Here is a 15466-nt window from a genome sequence, read left to right as displayed (position 1 = left end):
TCGAATTGAGCAAGTCCCTGCAAGCCATCCGTGGCATGAACGACATCCTGCCCGAGCAGACTCCGGCTTGGCGCTACTTGGAGAACACCTTCGCGCACCTGCTCAAAGGATACGGCTACAAGGAAATCCGGGTACCCGTGCTGGAGTTCACTGAGCTGTTCGCCCGTGGTATCGGCGAAGGCACCGATGTGGTTGACAAGGAAATGTACACCTTCCTCGACCGCAACGGAGAGTCCCTGACCCTGCGTCCGGAAGGTACCGCCGGCACCGTGCGAGCGGTGCTCGAGCACGGCCTAGCCGGCGGCGGTCAGGTGCAGAAGCTCTGGTACGCCGGCCCCATGTTCCGCTATGAGAAGCCGCAGAAAGGGCGCTACCGTCAGTTCCACCAGATCGGCGTGGAGGTGTTCAACCTGCCGGGGCCGGACATCGACGCCGAGCTGATCGCCCTCACCTGGCGTCTGTGGCAGGCCCTCGGCCTGGCTGATGCAGTGTCCCTGCAGCTCAACAGCCTAGGCTCAAGCGAGGCCCGCGCGGCCTATCGCGAGGCCCTAGTGGCCTATCTCAAGGAGCGCTACGAGCTGCTCGATGAGGACAGCCAGCGCCGGCTGACCAGCAACCCGTTGCGCATCCTCGACAGCAAGAACGCGCAGACCCAGGCCCTGCTGGCCGATGCGCCGACCCTGCACGACTATCTCGATGAAGAGTCCCGCGCCCACTTCGACGGCCTCAAGGCACGCCTGGATGCCGTCGGGATCCGTTACGAGATCAATCCCAGGCTGGTGCGCGGTCTGGACTACTACGGCCGCACTGTCTTCGAGTGGGTCACCGACAAGCTCGGTGCCCAGGGCACCGTCTGCGCCGGTGGCCGCTACGATGGGCTGGTGAGCCAGTTCGGCGGTAAGCCGACGCCGGGGGTCGGCTTCGCCATGGGCGTGGAGCGCCTGGTGCTGCTGCTGGAGACCCTGCAGTTGCTGCCGGCGGAGCTGAGTCCCGCGCCGCACGTCTACCTCTGCGCCTTCGGCGAGCCGGCGGAGCTGGCGGCCCTGGCCCTGGCCGAGCGCCTGCGCGACCAGCTGCCGGGGCTGCGCCTGCAGGTCAATGCCGGCGCCGGCAGCTTCAAGAGCCAGTTGAAGAAGGCGGACAAGAGCGGCGCGCTCTACGCGCTGGTCCTGGGAGAAGACGAACTGGCCCGGCAAGTGGTAGGTTGCAAGCCGCTGCGGGACCAGGGCGAGCAACAGAGCATCGCCTGGGCCGATCTGGCCGAGCGTCTGGCGCCCTGCCTCGAGCAGGCTTAACAGCACACGCCGATTTAGCGAAATAGGAGTATTGGGGTGGAGTCGCGTACCGAAGAAGAACAGCTGGCGATGATCAAGGAGTGGTGGCAGCGCAACGGCATGCCGTTGCTCACCGGCGCGCTGTTGGCGCTGGTGGCGGTGTTCGGCTGGCAGGGCTGGCAGAAGTACCAGAGCAGCCAGGCACAGAGTGCCTCGGTGCTCTATCAGCAGCTGCTGGAGACCGCCCTCGACCCGAGCGGCGAGCCGGATGCGGCCAAGGTCGCCGAGTTGGGCAAGCAGCTCAAGGACGAGTTCGGCGGCAGCCATTACGCCCAGTACGGCAGCCTGTTCATCGCCAAGGTGGCGGTCGAGTCCGGCAAGCTGGAGGATGCGGCGAGCGAATTGCAGGCGATAGTCGATCAGCCGGCGGACGCGACCCTGGAAGAGCTGGCGCGTCAGCGTCTGGCCCGCGTTCTGGCGGCTCAGGACAAGGCCGAGGCCGCGCTGCAGTTGCTCGAGGGCGATGCCGATCAGGCCTATCTGGCCAGCCGCGAAGAGCTCAAGGGCGACCTGCTGGCGACCCTGGGCCGCGATGATGAGGCCCACGCCGCCTACCTCAAGGCCAAGGCCGCACTGGCCGAAGACGCCGCGGTGGGTGGCCTGCAAATGAAGCTCGACGACCTGGCAAAAGGGGATGCGTGACGTGAAGCGTTGGAAGAATGCCGCGCTGTTGGCCCTGGCCGTACTGGCCGTGGGCTGCAGCAGCAACAGTAAGAAGGAACTGCCGCCTGCCGAGCTGACCGACTTCGAAGAAGAGGTGCAGCTGCAGAAGGAGTGGAGCCGCTCGATCGGCGAGGGCCAGGGCGAGACCTTCAACATGCTGGTCCCGGCGGTCGATGGCGAGACCATCTATGCCGCCGATGTCGAGGGCCTGGTCATGGCGCTGGACCGCAAGAGCGGCGATGTGCGCTGGAAGCAGGAGCTCGAGGCGCCGGTGTCCGGTGCGGTCGGTGCCGGTTACGGCCTGGTCCTGCTGGGCACCCTGAAGGGCGAGATCATCGCCCTGGACACCGCCTCCGGCGAGGAAAAGTGGCGTGCGCGGGTGACCAGCGAAGTGCTGGCGGCACCGGCGACCAACGGCGACGTGGTGCTGGTGCAGACCCAGGACGACCGCCTGATCGCCCTGGATGCCGACACCGGCAGCCAGCGCTGGATCTTCGAGAACACCCCGGCGGTACTGACCCTGCGCGGCACCGGCAGTCCGGTGCTGACCAATCGCCTGGCCATCGCCGGCCTGTCCAGCGGCAAGGTCATCGCCCTGGACGCCCAGCGCGGCCTGCCGGTCTGGGAGCAGCGCGTGGCGGTGCCCCAGGGCCGTTCCGAGCTGGACCGCGTGGTGGACATCGACGGCGGCCTGCTGCTGTCCGGCGGTACCCTCTATGCGGTCAGCTACCAGGGCCGTGTCGCGGCGCTGGAACTGGAGAGCGGGCGCATCCTCTGGCAGCGCGAGGCCTCCAGCTCGGTGGGAGTGGCCCAGGGCTACGGCAACGTCTACGTCAGTCTGGCCAGCGGCACGGTGGAAGGCATCGATGAGCGCAGCGCCTCGGCGCTGTGGAGCAACGACGCCCTGGCGCGTCGTCAGCTGTCGGCGCCGGAGGTGTTCTCCAGCTATGTGGCCTTCGGCGACCTGGAGGGTTACCTGCACCTGATCAGCCAGGTGGACGGCCGCTTCGTCGGCCGCGAGCGCATCGACAGCGACGGCCTGCGCGCCCGTCCGCTGGTGGTCGGCGAGTGGCTGTACGCCTTTGGCAACGGCGGCAAGCTGGTGGCCTTGACCATCAAGTGACCCGGCGCTAGAGGGCCAGGCTAGACTGCACGGCGAGGCCGTGCGGCGGCCCGGCCCCAGCTGTGAATTCGGCCGCTGCCCTGGCAGCGGCCTTTGTATTTTCTGAAATAACGTAGTGGAGAGCCTTATGGTTCCCGTAATTGCCCTGGTGGGCCGCCCGAACGTCGGCAAGTCGACCCTCTTCAACCGCCTGACCAAGACCCGCGACGCGATAGTCGGCGACCTCTCCGGCTTGACCCGCGACCGCCAGTACGGCGAGGCCAAGTGGCAGGGGCGGACCTATATCGTCATCGACACCGGGGGTATCTCCGGCGACGAGGAGGGCATCGATGCGAAGATGGCCGAGCAGTCGCTGCAGGCCATCGAAGAGGCCGATGCCGTGCTGTTCCTGGTCGATGCCCGGGCCGGGCTGTCGGCCTCCGACCAGATGATCGGCGAGCACCTGCGCAAGCGTAACAAGCACAGCTTCCTGGTGATCAACAAGGTCGACAACCTCGACCCCGACCTGGCCCGCGCCGAGTTCAGCCCCCTGGGCATGGGCGAGGCCCTGGCCATCGCCGGTGCTCACGGCCGCGGCATCACCCAGATGCTCGAGGCGGTGCTGGGCGGCTTTCCCAAGGACGCCGGCGAGCCGGAGGAGGGCGAGGAGGCCGAAGAGGTGGCCGAGGGCGAGGAAGCCAAGCGCATCCCCGGGCCCAGCGAGAAGGACGGCATCAAGCTGGCGATCATCGGCCGGCCCAACGTCGGCAAGTCGACCCTGGTCAACCGCATGCTCGGCGAGGACCGGGTGATCGTCTACGACCAGGCGGGGACGACCCGCGACAGCATCTACATCCCCTTCGAGCGCGACGATGAGAAGTACACCCTGATCGACACCGCCGGCGTGCGTCGCCGCGGCAAGATCTTCGAGGCGGTGGAGAAGTTCTCGGTGGTCAAGACCCTGCAGGCCATTCAGGATTCCAACGTGGTGGTGTTCGTCATGGACGCCCGCGAAGGGGTGGTCGATCACGACCTCAATCTGCTCGGCTTCGTCCTGGAGAGCGGCCGCGCCCTGGTCATCGCCCTGAACAAGTGGGACGGCATGGAGCCGAGCGAGCGCGACTACGTGAAGACCGAGCTGCAGCGCCGGCTGTTCTTCGTCGATTTCGCCGACATCCACTTCATCTCGGCGCTGCACGGCACCGGCGTCGGCCACCTGTACAAGTCGGTGCAGGCCTCGTTCCAGTCGGCGATCACCCGCTGGCCCACCAGTCGCCTGACGCAGATCCTCGAGGATGCCGTGCGCGAGCACCAGCCGCCGCTGGTCAACGGCCGGCGCATCAAGCTGCGCTACGCCCACCTCGGCGGCGCCAACCCGCCGCTGATCGTGATCCACGGCAACCAGGTCGAGTCGGTGCCGCGCGCCTACTCGCGTTACCTGGAGAACACCTACCGGCGCGTGCTCAAGCTGGTCGGCACGCCGATCCGCATCGAATACAAGGGCGGCGAGAACCCCTACGAGGACAAGAAGAACACCCTCACCGACCGCCAGGTGAACAAGAAGCGCCGCCTGATGAGCCACCACAAGAAGGCCGAGAAGAAGCGCAAGGACAAGAAGCGCTGATCCCGGTCGTCCGCCACACACGGAAGGCGCCCGCGGGCGCCTTTTTCGTGCCCGGACGATCGGCTATCCTGCGCCCTCGACAGCGCCCGCCAGGCGCGCTGAGCCGCAGGAAGACGTCATGATCACCAGCAAGCTGCCGAATGTCGGCACCACCATCTTCACCCGCATGTCCCAGCTCGCCGCCGAGACCGGCGCGCTCAACCTGTCCCAGGGCTTCCCCGATTTCGACGGGCCGCAGGCGCTGCGCGACGCGGTCGCCCGGCACATCGCCGCCGGCCACAACCAGTACGCGCCGCTGGCCGGGTTGCCGGCGCTGCGCCAGCAGGTGGCGGCGAAGATCGCCCGCAGCTACGGCCGCACGGTCGACATGGACGGTGAGGTGACCATCGCTCCGGGTGCCACCCAGGGCATCTTCTGCGCCATCCAGACGCTGATCCGCCCGGGCGACGAGGCGATCGTCTTCGACCCCTGCTACGACAGCTACGAGCCCTCGGTGGAGCTGGCCGGCGGCCGCTGCGTGCACGTGCCCCTGGCCCTGCCGGATTTCGCCATCGACTGGCAGCGCTTGGCCGACGCCCTGAGCCCCAGGACCCGGCTGATCGTCCTCAACAGCCCGCACAACCCCAGCGGCGGGCTGATCTCCCGCGCCGATCTGGACCGGCTGGCGGCGTTGATTCGCGACCGCGACATCTACCTGATCAGCGACGAGGTCTACGAGCACCTGGTGTTCGACGGCGCGCGGCACGCCAGCGTGCTGGCCCACGAGGAACTGTACGCGCGGGCCTTCGTGGTCAGCTCGTTCGGCAAGACCTACCACGTCACCGGCTGGAAGACCGGCTACGTGGTGGCGCCGCCGGCGCTCACCGCCGAGCTGCGCAAGGTGCACCAGTACGTCAGCTTCTGCGGCGTCACGCCGTTGCAGTGGGCCCTGGCCGACTACATGGCCGAGCACCCCGAGCATGTCGAGGAGCTGCCGGCCTTCTACCAGGCCAAGCGCGACCTGTTCTGCGACCTGCTCGCCGACTCGCGCTTCAGCTTCCAGCGCGCACCCGGCACCTACTTCCAGCTGGCCGATTATTCGGCGATCCGCGACGACCTGGACGACGTGGCCATGGCCGAGTGGCTGACCCGCGAGCACGGCGTGGCGACCATCCCCGTGTCGGTGTTCTACCAGCAGCCGCCCAAGGACCTGCGCCTGGTGCGCTTCTGTTTCGCCAAGCGCGAGGACACCCTGCGCCAGGCCGCGGAGAAGCTATGCGCGATCTGACGGCGTTACCCGACCTGCAGCTGGCGCTGGTGCAGACCGAGCTGGTCTGGCACGACACGGCGGCCAACCACATGCACTTCGCATCCCTGCTGGAGCAGGCCCGGGGCGCCGACCTGGTGGTGCTGCCGGAGATGTTCACGACCGGTTTCTCCATGGACTCGGCCGGCCTGGCCGAGCCGGAGGGTGGGCCGAGCAGCCAGTGGCTGCTGGCCCAGGCCGTGCGCCTGCAGGCGGTGGTGACCGGCAGCCTGATCATCCGGGCGGCCGATGGCAGCTACCGCAACCGCCTGCTCTGGGCGCGCCCGGACGGCAGCCTGGCGCACTACGACAAGCGCCACCTGTTCCGCATGGCCGGCGAGCACAAGCACTACGCCGCCGGCGAGGAGCAGCTGCTGCTGGAGCTCAAGGGCTGGCGCATCCGCCCGCTGATCTGCTACGACCTGCGCTTCCCGGTGTGGAGTCGCGACCCGCACGACACCGACCTGCTGCTGTACACCGCCAACTGGCCGGCCGCACGCCGTCACCACTGGAACCGGCTGTTGCCGGCGCGGGCGATCGAGAACCTGTGCTACGTGGCGGCGGTCAACCGCATCGGCACGGACGGCAAGGGCCACCCCTACAGCGGCGATAGCCAGGTGCTGGATTTCCAGGGCGAAGCCTTGCTCGAGGCCGGGACGGCCGGCGGGGTGTTCCGTGTCACGCTGTCCGGCACCGACCTGGCCGCGTACCGGGAGCGCTTTCCCGCCTACCTGGATGCCGATGCCTTCGAACTGAAGCCGTAGTCTGGATCGAACGCAACGATACCCAGGGGGGGCGATGAGAATCGCTGCGCACGCCCCATCCTGCAGAAACGACAACGCCGGGCTGTGCCCGGCGTTGTTCTCTCTGGCCGAGTCGCGCCTCAGGCGGCCTGGGCCTCGACCTGCTTCAGGGCGCGGTTCAGGGCGCTGAACAGGGCGCGGAAGCTGGCGGTGGTCAGGTTCTCGTCGATGCCTACGCCGTGCAGCGCGCGGCCGCCGTCCACGCGCAGCTCGATATAGGCCGCGGCCTTGGCATTGGTGCCGGCGCCTATGGCGTGCTCGCAGTAGTCCATGATCTCCACGGCCACCGGCAGGCCGGCCACCAGGGCCTCCAGCGGGCCCTTGCCGATGCCGCGCCAGTGCTGGCTGTCGCCGCCTGCGAGGACCTCCACGTCCACCGCGCTGGTGCCGTTCTCTTCCTGCAGGCGATGGCCCTTGAGGGCATAGGGGGCGTTGGCCTGCAGGTATTCGCGGTCGAACAGCTGGTAGATCTGCGCGGCGCTCATCTCCAGGCCCAGGCGGTCGGTCTCCTTCTGCACCACCTGGCTGAACTCGATCTGCATGCGCCGCGGCAGGCTGATGCCGTATTCCTGCTCCAGCAGGTAGGTGATGCCGCCCTTGCCGGACTGGCTGTTGACCCGGATCACCGCCTCGTAGCTGCGGCCGATGTCGGCCGGGTCGATTGGCAGGTAGGGCACTTCCCAGACGCCGTCCGGGTCCTGCAGGGCGAAGCCCTTGCGGATGGCGTCCTGGTGCGAGCCGGAGAAGGCGGTGTGCACCAGGTCGCCGACATAGGGGTGGCGCGGGTGCACCGGGAGCTGGTTGCACTCCTCGACCACCTTGCGCACCGCGTCGATGTCGGAGAAGTCCAGGCCCGGGTGGATGCCCTGGGTGTAGAGGTTCAGCGCCAGGTTGACCAGGTCGACGTTGCCGGTGCGCTCGCCGTTGCCGAACAGGCAGCCCTCGACGCGATCGGCGCCGGCCAGCAGACCCAGCTCGCTGGCCGCCACCCCAGTGCCGCGGTCGTTGTGGGTGTGCAGGCTGATCAGCACGCTGTCGCGGCGGCTGACGTGGCGGCAGAACCACTCGATCTGGTCGGCGTAGATGTTCGGCGTGGACACTTCGACTGTGGCCGGCAGGTTGAGGATGGCCTTGTTCTCCGGCGTCGGTTGCCACACGTCGAGCACGGCATCGCAGACCTCCACGGCGAACTCCAGCTCGGTGGAGGTGAAGATCTCCGGCGAGTACTGGAAGGTCCAGCGGGTCTGCGGTTGTCGGGCGGCCAGGTCCTTGATGATGCGCGCGGCATTGACCGCGATGGCCACCACCCCGGCCTTGTCCTGGTTGAAGACGATGCGGCGGAAGGAGGGCGCGGTGGCGTTGTAGACATGGACGATGGCCTGCTTCGCGCCCTTGAGCGACTCGAAGGTGCGGCTGATCAGGTCTTCGCGGGCCTGGGTCAGCACCTGGATGGTGGTGTCCTCGGGGATGTGGCCGCCCTCGATCAGCTCGCGGACGAAGTCGAAATCGGTCTGCGAGGCGGAGGGGAAGCCCACCTCGATCTGCTTGATGCCGACCTGTACCAGGGTCTTGAAGAAGCGCAGCTTCTTGGCCGCGTCCATCGGCTCGATCAGCGACTGGTTGCCGTCGCGCAGATCCGAACTGCACCAGACCGGCACTTCGGTGATGGTCTTCGACGGCCAGGTGCGGTCGGGCAGGTCGATCGGGGCGAAAGCACGGTACTTGCCGGAGGGGTCTTTGAGCATGCTCATGGGGAAGTCCTTGTTGGCGGCGGCCACGGAGGGGCCAGGCAGAATCGGCGGAAACAGGCGAAGGGGTGCTAGCCACGCAGTCGCTGGCTGACCAGGCAGAGGTTGGCGTGTTGCCGCAGGAGGAAGAGGGTATGGGTAGCCTTCATGGCGTTAACCCTATCCATAGAGGTTAAAGATGGCAAGTGTTGCTGAAAAATTGGAATTAGTTGTCTTTGTGATTGGTTTGTTGGTGTTTTATTGCGTGGATATTCGTCTGTGCTGTCGAGGATTGCGCGCTGTCATCGTCCGGGTTATGGCGACCTCTCGGCCGTGCTCGCATTGATTATCGGCACCGCGGGGCGCTCGCTGCCCGGCCCGGCCCGGGGATCACGGCCCTGCCGGGCGGCACCGAACGTCCCCGCGCCGCCCGCCAATTCGCGCCGTCCTGGCGCAACAGCTGCCCCGCAACTGGTTCTATCTGGCTCCTTCGCCCGCCTCCTACTCTAGCCCCAAGCCCGCCGCCCCCGCCCTAGGCGCCGCGCGGCGGCTCGCACGACTTGCCTCACTGACTCCACACAACAACAACGGGAGAGATCGGCATGCTTATCGGAGTTCCGCAAGAGATCAAGAACCACGAGTACCGCGTCGGCATGGTGCCGGCCAGCGTCCAGGAGCTGACCAGCCGCGGCCATGCCGTGCTGGTGCAGAGCCAGGCCGGCGCCAGCATCGGCTTCAGCGACGACGCCTACCGCGCCGCCGGCGCCTGCATCGCCGACAGCGCCGAGGAGGTGTTCGCCCGGGCCGAGATGATCGTCAAGGTCAAGGAGCCCCAGGCCAGCGAGCGCAAGCAGCTGCGCCGCGATCAACTGCTGTTCACCTACCTGCACCTGGCGCCGGACCGCGAGCAGACCGTCGACCTGCTGGAGAGCGGCGCCACCTGCATCGCCTACGAGACCGTCACCTCCAGCCGCGGCGGCCTGCCGCTGCTGGCGCCGATGTCGGAAGTGGCCGGGCGCATGTCGATCCAGGCCGGCGCCGCCTGCCTGGAGAAGTCCCGCGGCGGCCGCGGCGTGCTGCTCGGCGGCGTGCCGGGGGTGGAGCCGGCCAAGGTGGTGATCCTCGGCGGCGGCGTGGTCGGTTCCAATGCCGCGCGCATGGCCCTGGGCCTGGGCGCCCAGGTGGTGGTGCTGGACCGCAGCATCGAGGTGCTGCGCCGCCTGGTCGGCGAGTTCGGCACCCAGCTGCAGACGGTGCTGTCCAACCGCGCCGAGCTGGAGGAGCAGGTGCTGTCGGCCGACCTGGTGATCGGCGGCGTGCTGATCCCCGGCGCCGCCGCGCCCAAGCTGGTCAGCGCCGAGATGGTGCGGGCCATGAAGCCGGGCTCGGCGGTGGTCGACGTGGCCATCGACCAGGGCGGCTGCTTCGAGACTTCCCGCGCCACCACCCACCAGGACCCGACCTACCTGGTCGACGGCGTGGTGCACTACTGCGTGGCCAACATGCCCGGCGCGGTGGCGCGCACCTCCACCCTGGCGCTGAACAACGCCACCCTGCCGCACATAGTGGCCCTGGCCGACCTGGGCTGGGAGGAGGCGCTGCGCCGCGATCCGCACCTGGCCAATGGCCTGAATATCCATGCCGGGCAGGTCACCTGTCCGGAGGTCGCCGAGGCCCTCGGCTATCCCTGTGCGCCCATGCCGCTGCGCGGCTGAGCCCCGATAAAACGGCGGCTCCGTCGCCGTCCCTTAAGCAATGAGAGGAATACCGACATGCCACGCATGACTCCCAGCGAAGCCCTGGTAGAAACCCTGGTCGCCAACGGCGTGACCGACATCTTCGGCATCATGGGCTCGGCCTTCATGGATGCGATGGATATCTTCGCCCCGGCCGGCATCCGCTTCATCCCCGTGGTCCACGAGCAGGGCGCCGGGCACATGGCCGACGGCTACTCGCGGGTCAGCGGCCGCCACGGCGTGTGCATCGCGCAGAACGGCCCGGGCATCACCAACTTCGTCACCGCCGTGGCCGCCGCTTACTGGGCGCACAGCCCGGTGGTGGTGATCACCCCGGAAACCGGCTCCATGAGCCAGGGCCTGGGCGGCTTCCAGGAAGCCCAGCAGCTGCCGTTCTTCGAGACCATCACCAAGTACCAGGGCCACGTCGCCAACCCGGCGCGCATGGCCGAGCTGACCGCCCGCTGCTTCGACCGCGCCATGCTGGAGAACGGCCCGACCCAGCTGAACATCCCGCGTGACTTCTTCTACGGCGACATCAACGTCGAGATCCCCGCGCCGATCCGCATCGAGCGCAGCGCCGGCGGCGCGCAGAGCCTGGCCGAGGCGGCGGCGCTGCTGGCCGAGGCGCAGAACCCGGTGATCATCTCCGGCGGCGGCGTGGTCATGGGCGACGCGGTGGCCGAGTGCCAGGCCCTGGCCGAGTACCTCGGCGCGCCGGTGGTCAACAGCTACCTGCACAACGACTCCTTCCCGGCCAGCCACCCGCTGTGGTGCGGCCCGCTCGGCTACCAGGGCTCCAAGGCGGCGATGAAGCTGCTGTCGCGGGCCGACGTGGTGGTCGCCCTGGGCACCCGCCTGGGCCCGTTCGGCACCCTGCCGCAGCACGGCCTGGACTACTGGCCGAAGCAGGCCAAGGTGATCCAGATCGACTGCGATCCGAAGATGCTCGGCCTGGTGAAGAAGATCACCGTGGGCATCTGCGGCGACGCCAAGGCCGCCGCCGCCGACCTGCTCGGCCGTCTGGAGAACCTGGCGGTGCGCTGCCTGGAGAACAAGGGCGCGCGGGCCGAGGAAATCGCCCTGGAGAAGGCCAACTGGGAAGCCGAGTTGAACGCCTGGATCCACGAGAAGGACGAGTACTCCTTGGACATGATCAAGGAGCAGGCCGGCGAGGAGGGCAGCTACCTGCACCCGCGCCAGGTGCTGCGCGAGCTGGAGAAGGCCATGCCGGCCGACGCCATGGTCTCCACCGACATCGGCAACATCAACTCGGTGTCCAACAGCTACCTGCGCTTCGAGCAGCCGCGCTCCTTCTTCGCCGCCATGAGCTTCGGCAACTGCGGTTACGCGCTGCCGACCATCATCGGCGCCAAGGTCGCCGCGCCGCACCGCACCGCCATCTCCTACGCCGGTGACGGCGCCTGGGGCATGTCGATGATGGAGATCATGACCTGCGTGCGCGAGAACATCCCGGTCACCTCCATCGTCTTCCACAACCGCCAGTGGGGTGCGGAGAAGAAGAACCAGGTGGACTTCTACAACCGCCGCTTCGTCGCCGGCGACCTGGAGAACCAGAGCTTCGCCGGTATCGCCCGCTCCATGGGCGCCGAAGGCGTCACCGTCGACCGCCTGGAGGACGTCGGCCCTGCGCTCAAGGCCGCCTGCGAGGCGCAGAAGGCCGGCAAGACCACGGTGATCGAGATCATGTGCACCCGCGAGCTGGGCGATCCGTTCCGCCGCGATGCGCTGTCCAAGCCGGTGCGTTTCCTGGAGAAGTACAAGGACTACGTCTGAGTCGCCGCGGCAACGCGCTTCGCGATGAAGGGCACGAGTCCCTAGGTAACACCGCAGCGGCGCCTTAGGGCGCCGCTGCGGCTTCGACCGCGATCAATCGGGAAAGCAATCATGTTGAGCACTATTCCACGGGAATGTCCGGCGTTTCTCCTCGAGCGGGCCAAGGCCCTGCCGCGGGTGGTCACGGCGGTGGTCAACCCGGTCAACCAGTTGAGCCTGGAGAGCGCCAGGCAGGCCAGCGACCAGGGCCTGATCGAGCCGGTGCTGGTCGGCGACCCGGCGCAGATCCGCGCCCTGGCCGAGGCCATCGACTGGGACCTGCACGACCTGCGCATCCTGGCCGCCGCCGACGAAGGCCAGAGCGCCGAGCTGGCCTGCGCCCTGGCCGGCGCGGGGGAGGCGGCGGCGCTGATGAAGGGCCACCTGCACACCGACGCCCTGCTGCGCGCGGTACTCAAGCGCGAGGCCGGGCTGCGCACCGCCAGCCGCCTCAGCCACGTGTTCCACATGACCCTGCCGGGCAGCGACAAGGCGCTGTCGATCACCGACGCGGTGATCAACGTGCAGCCGAGCATAGTCGACAAGATCCACATCGCCCAGAATGCCATCGAGCTGATGCACGCCCTGGGCTACCAGATGCCGCGCATGGCGGTGCTCTCCGGCACCGAGGAGGTGACCCGCAGCATGCCCTCCAGCCAGGACGCCGCGGAGCTGGTCAAGCTGGCGGCCATCGGCGCTTTGCGCGGCGCCTGCGTCGAGGGGCCGCTGGCCTTCGACAACGCGGTATCCCTGGAGGCGGCGCGGATCAAGGGCATAGGCGGGCAGGTGGCGGGCAATGCCGATATCCTGCTGGTGCCGAACCTGGAGGCCGGCAACATGCTGTTCAAGCAGATGGTGTACTTCATGAGCGCCACCGCCGCCGGCCTGGTGCTGGGCGCGCGGGTGCCGATCGTGCTGACTTCGCGCGCCGACCCGCTGGAGGCGCGTCTGGCCTCCTGTGCCCTGGCTTCCATCTTCATCGACCACCGCCAGCAGGCGCAGCCTCGCGCCCTGGCCCACTAACGAGGAACAGCAGCATGGCCCTGCAACGTTATGCCTTCATCTTCAAGGCGCCCGGCATGGACTTTCTCACCCACAACGGCTGCCTGGAATCCGAGTCCTTCGCCGCCACCCTGTGCGGCGTGGCGGACGTCGAGCAGGCGGTGCTGGTGGCCCAGGAGCTGCTGACCCGCCACGTGCAGCTGATCGAGCTGTGCGGCGCCTTCAGCGCCGCGGAGGTCGAGCAGGTGCGCAGCGCCCTCGGCGACCGCATTCCGGTGGGCGCCGTGCAGTACAGCGCCGCGGAGCGCGAGCGCCTGCAGCAGGCGTTCGCCTGAGCCGGCGCGGCCGGCTTCAGGCCGTGCCGGCGGCCAGCCAGGCCGCCAGCACCCGCCGGCGCCACCAGTCGCTGCCTTCGACCAGCTGCCGGATCAGGGCCTGTTCGCGGGCATCGCCGGCGAACAGCCGTGGCCGCGGCAGCACCGGCAACTGGGACTGTAGCTCCAGCGCACGCAGCAGCCAGGGGCGCGGCGCGGTGCCGGCAGGCACCGGCAGCAGGGGCAGCTGCGGGCAGAGGTAGAACAGCAGCCAGCTGGTTGCCGGGTGTCCGTCGGCGTCGTCGAACAGGGCCCGGTTGCCGGTCTCCAGCAGCGCCAGGGCCGGCTCCAGGCCCTCGCCGCCGCGCCACTCGTCCAGCTGCGCCCAGCGCGGCGCCAGTTCGCGGCGGATGAAGCCGTCCAGGCGCGCGGCCAGCTCGTCGGCGCTCAGGCCGAGGAAATCCAGATCGGCACAGTCCTTGAGCATGCGCAGGTAGGTCTTGTCGATCAGCGTGCGCCCGGCGTTCTGCCAGGCGGCGCCGGCGGCCCGGGCCAGGTTGCCGTAGCACTGCAGCAGCAGGCCGTTGTCGCTGCTGCGCGCATCCTGGCCCGAGGCGAACCCCGGGTGCGGCTGCTGCCAGGCCTGGCGCAGGCGCTCGCCGAGCTGGACGAGCTGCAGGTTATCCAGGGTCATGGGGGCCTCTTCGGATGGTGGAGCGGGGCCGGCCGTTTCCCCTCGCGGGGGCCGGTCGCGGGGCGTGCGCGCACCACTCTAGGGGCCGTGCGGGGCCCCAGGTAGCGCCAGCTGCGGCCATTCGGCTGGGCCAAGCGCGGCCCCGGCGGCTGGCCCCTACGACGCCCGCGGCGTGGCCCTAATGGGGGGCGGAGGCTTTCTCTAGCATCGAGATTCCGAGTCTTAGCCTCTAAGGGTGTAGGTGCCGACATGACAATAAAACAACACCACACGATCCCGCCCAGCCACTGCCAGAACCCGCACGAACCGGCGCCGAGCTCCTGGCTGATGGGCCGCAGGCAGCGCCTGGCCCTGCTGTTGCCGGGGGTGATCGCCTCGGCGGTGGTCGCCGCCAGCGCCGCCTTCCTCTCCGAGCACTACGGCGCGCCGGTGATGCTGATGGCGCTGCTGCTGGGCATGGCCCTGGGCTTCCTCTCCGAGGAAGGCCGCGCGGTCGCCGGCATCCGCTTCACCTCCAGCACCATACTGCGCATCGGCGTGGCCCTGCTCGGCATGCGCATCACCCTGGAGCAGATCCTCTCCCTGGGCAGCACGCTGATGGCGGTGGTGATAGGCGCGGTGTTCCTGACCATCAGCTTCGGCATCCTCCTCGCCCGCCTGCTCGGCCAGTCGCGCGATTTCGGCATTCTCAGCGGCGGCAGCGTGGGCATCTGCGGCGCCTCGGCGGCCCTGGCCATCTCCGCGGTGCTGCCGCCGAACAAGGACAGCGAGCGCAACACCATCTTCACCGTGATCAGCGTCACCGCGCTGAGCACCATCGCCATGATCGCCTACCCGCCGATCGCCCAGTGGCTGGGCCTGGACGCCCAGCAGGCCGGGGTGTTCCTCGGCGCCACCATCCACGACGTGGCCCAGGTGGTCGGCGCCGGCTACAGCATGTCGGACGAGACCGGCGACAGCGCCACGGTGATCAAGCTGCTGCGCGTGGCCATGCTGGTGCCCATCGTCTTCAGCCTGTCGCTGCTGCTGCGCAAGCGCAGCGAGGGCCCGCGCCCGGCCTTGCCGCTGCCGCTGTTCATCATCTTCTTCGTGCTCTTCGTGGCCCTCAACAGCAGCGGCCTGGCCTCGGCGCAGGTGCAGGAATTCGCCGGCGACGTGTCGCGCTGGTGCCTGATCACCGCCATCGCCGCCCTGGGCATGAAGACCTCGCTCAAATCGCTGCTGGAGGTCGGCTGGCGCCCGGCGACCCTGCTGGTCAGCGAGACGCTGTTCCTCGCGCTGCTGATCCTCGGCGCGGTGAACTGGCTGGGATGAGGCCGGCCACCGGCCGGCATGTCCAGCTGCGT

Annotated in this window: 13 protein-coding genes; 11 read left to right on the top strand and 2 right to left on the bottom strand. The window is 68.5% G+C overall.

Going from position 1 to position 15466, the window contains the following annotated elements:
- Nucleotides 1-5 precede the first annotated feature (5 nt).
- The 6 genes from hisS to ACSX1C_RS10870 all read left to right on the top strand — a co-directional run bounded on the left by hisS (nucleotide 6) and on the right by ACSX1C_RS10870 (nucleotide 6772).
- The gene (gene hisS, locus ACSX1C_RS10895) at nucleotides 6-1295 is read left to right on the top strand and encodes a histidine--tRNA ligase (protein WP_439886152.1); all 1290 of its coding nucleotides are present in this window, start codon (nucleotides 6-8) and stop codon (nucleotides 1293-1295) included.
- Between the two features lie 69 nt (nucleotides 1296-1364).
- Nucleotides 1365-1976: a tetratricopeptide repeat protein gene (locus ACSX1C_RS10890; RefSeq protein WP_439889404.1), complete on the top strand. Its 612-nt coding sequence runs from the start codon at nucleotides 1365-1367 to the stop codon at nucleotides 1974-1976.
- Entirely contained in the window at nucleotides 1969-3120 is a 1152-nt protein-coding gene (gene bamB, locus ACSX1C_RS10885) for an outer membrane protein assembly factor BamB (protein ID WP_439886151.1), read from the top strand. Before ACSX1C_RS10890 ends, bamB begins: the two co-directional genes overlap by 8 nt.
- Nucleotides 3121-3247: 127 nt before the next feature.
- Nucleotides 3248-4723, top strand: a complete 1476-nt coding sequence (der, locus tag ACSX1C_RS10880) for a ribosome biogenesis GTPase Der (protein ID WP_318645225.1) — start codon at nucleotides 3248-3250, stop codon at nucleotides 4721-4723.
- A gap of 118 nt (nucleotides 4724-4841) precedes the next feature.
- Nucleotides 4842-5990 carry a pyridoxal phosphate-dependent aminotransferase gene (locus ACSX1C_RS10875; RefSeq protein WP_439886150.1) on the top strand — a complete coding sequence of 383 codons (1149 nt, stop codon included), beginning with the start codon at nucleotides 4842-4844 and terminating at the stop codon, nucleotides 5988-5990.
- Entirely contained in the window at nucleotides 5978-6772 is a 795-nt protein-coding gene (locus tag ACSX1C_RS10870; protein WP_439886149.1) for an amidohydrolase, read from the top strand. Before ACSX1C_RS10875 ends, ACSX1C_RS10870 begins: the two co-directional genes overlap by 13 nt.
- Before the next feature lie 119 nt (nucleotides 6773-6891).
- Here ACSX1C_RS10870 and leuA read toward each other — a convergent pair whose 3' ends face one another.
- Nucleotides 6892-8562, bottom strand: coding sequence for a 2-isopropylmalate synthase (gene leuA, locus ACSX1C_RS10865; protein WP_439886148.1), 1671 nt, complete (start codon nucleotides 8560-8562; stop codon nucleotides 6892-6894).
- A gap of 578 nt (nucleotides 8563-9140) precedes the next feature.
- Between leuA and ald the strand changes: the two genes are divergently transcribed.
- The 4 genes from ald (at nucleotide 9141) to ACSX1C_RS10845 (ending at nucleotide 13447) form a co-directional block, all read left to right on the top strand.
- Entirely contained in the window at nucleotides 9141-10253 is a 1113-nt protein-coding gene (gene ald, locus ACSX1C_RS10860; protein WP_439886147.1) for an alanine dehydrogenase, read from the top strand.
- Between the two features lie 57 nt (nucleotides 10254-10310).
- Complete coding sequence (gene xsc / locus ACSX1C_RS10855) at nucleotides 10311-12071, top strand: sulfoacetaldehyde acetyltransferase (RefSeq protein WP_439886146.1); 1761 nt, start codon at nucleotides 10311-10313, stop codon at nucleotides 12069-12071.
- Nucleotides 12072-12182: 111 nt separating this feature from the next.
- Nucleotides 12183-13133, top strand: a complete 951-nt coding sequence (locus ACSX1C_RS10850) for a bifunctional enoyl-CoA hydratase/phosphate acetyltransferase (RefSeq protein ID WP_439886145.1) — start codon at nucleotides 12183-12185, stop codon at nucleotides 13131-13133.
- Nucleotides 13134-13147: 14 nt separating this feature from the next.
- The gene (locus tag ACSX1C_RS10845) at nucleotides 13148-13447 is read left to right on the top strand and encodes a DUF6506 family protein (protein WP_439886144.1); all 300 of its coding nucleotides are present in this window, start codon (nucleotides 13148-13150) and stop codon (nucleotides 13445-13447) included.
- 16 nt (nucleotides 13448-13463) lie between these two features.
- On the opposite strand, the gene ACSX1C_RS10840 is transcribed toward ACSX1C_RS10845, so the two are convergent.
- Nucleotides 13464-14120 (bottom strand): hypothetical protein, encoded by a 657-nt coding sequence (locus ACSX1C_RS10840; protein ID WP_439886143.1) that lies wholly within the window; start codon nucleotides 14118-14120, stop codon nucleotides 13464-13466.
- 327 nt (nucleotides 14121-14447) lie between these two features.
- Here ACSX1C_RS10840 and ACSX1C_RS10835 point away from each other — a divergent pair, with 327 nt between their 5' ends.
- Complete coding sequence (locus ACSX1C_RS10835) at nucleotides 14448-15434, top strand: YeiH family protein (RefSeq protein WP_439889403.1); 987 nt, start codon at nucleotides 14448-14450, stop codon at nucleotides 15432-15434.
- The last annotated feature ends 32 nt before the right edge of the window (nucleotides 15435-15466 follow it).

The sequence above is a fragment of the Pseudomonas sp. MBLB4123 genome (genome assembly GCF_051904775.1).
Lineage (GTDB): Bacteria > Pseudomonadota > Gammaproteobacteria > Pseudomonadales > Pseudomonadaceae > Aquipseudomonas > Aquipseudomonas benzenivorans_B.
The sequence above is the reverse complement of the archived record's forward strand: the minus strand, read 5'-3'. Positions and strand labels throughout refer to the sequence as shown.

Excerpts from the sequence above, each read along its gene's own strand:
- leuA (WP_439886148.1), bottom strand. The coding sequence starts at position 8,562 with ATGAGCATGCTCAAAGACCCCTCCGGCAAGTACCGTGCTTTCGCCCCG.
- ACSX1C_RS10845 (WP_439886144.1), top strand. The coding sequence starts at position 13,148 with ATGGCCCTGCAACGTTATGCCTTCATCTTCAAGGCGCCCGGCATGGAC.
- xsc (WP_439886146.1), top strand. The coding sequence starts at position 10,311 with ATGCCACGCATGACTCCCAGCGAAGCCCTGGTAGAAACCCTGGTCGCC.
- ACSX1C_RS10870 (WP_439886149.1), top strand. The coding sequence starts at position 5,978 with ATGCGCGATCTGACGGCGTTACCCGACCTGCAGCTGGCGCTGGTGCAG.
- ACSX1C_RS10875 (WP_439886150.1), top strand. The coding sequence starts at position 4,842 with ATGATCACCAGCAAGCTGCCGAATGTCGGCACCACCATCTTCACCCGC.
- der (WP_318645225.1), top strand. The coding sequence starts at position 3,248 with ATGGTTCCCGTAATTGCCCTGGTGGGCCGCCCGAACGTCGGCAAGTCG.
- ACSX1C_RS10835 (WP_439889403.1), top strand. The coding sequence starts at position 14,448 with ATGGGCCGCAGGCAGCGCCTGGCCCTGCTGTTGCCGGGGGTGATCGCC.
- bamB (WP_439886151.1), top strand. The coding sequence starts at position 1,969 with ATGCGTGACGTGAAGCGTTGGAAGAATGCCGCGCTGTTGGCCCTGGCC.
- ACSX1C_RS10850 (WP_439886145.1), top strand. The coding sequence starts at position 12,183 with ATGTTGAGCACTATTCCACGGGAATGTCCGGCGTTTCTCCTCGAGCGG.
- ACSX1C_RS10840 (WP_439886143.1), bottom strand. The coding sequence starts at position 14,120 with ATGACCCTGGATAACCTGCAGCTCGTCCAGCTCGGCGAGCGCCTGCGC.
- ald (WP_439886147.1), top strand. The coding sequence starts at position 9,141 with ATGCTTATCGGAGTTCCGCAAGAGATCAAGAACCACGAGTACCGCGTC.
- ACSX1C_RS10890 (WP_439889404.1), top strand. The coding sequence starts at position 1,365 with ATGATCAAGGAGTGGTGGCAGCGCAACGGCATGCCGTTGCTCACCGGC.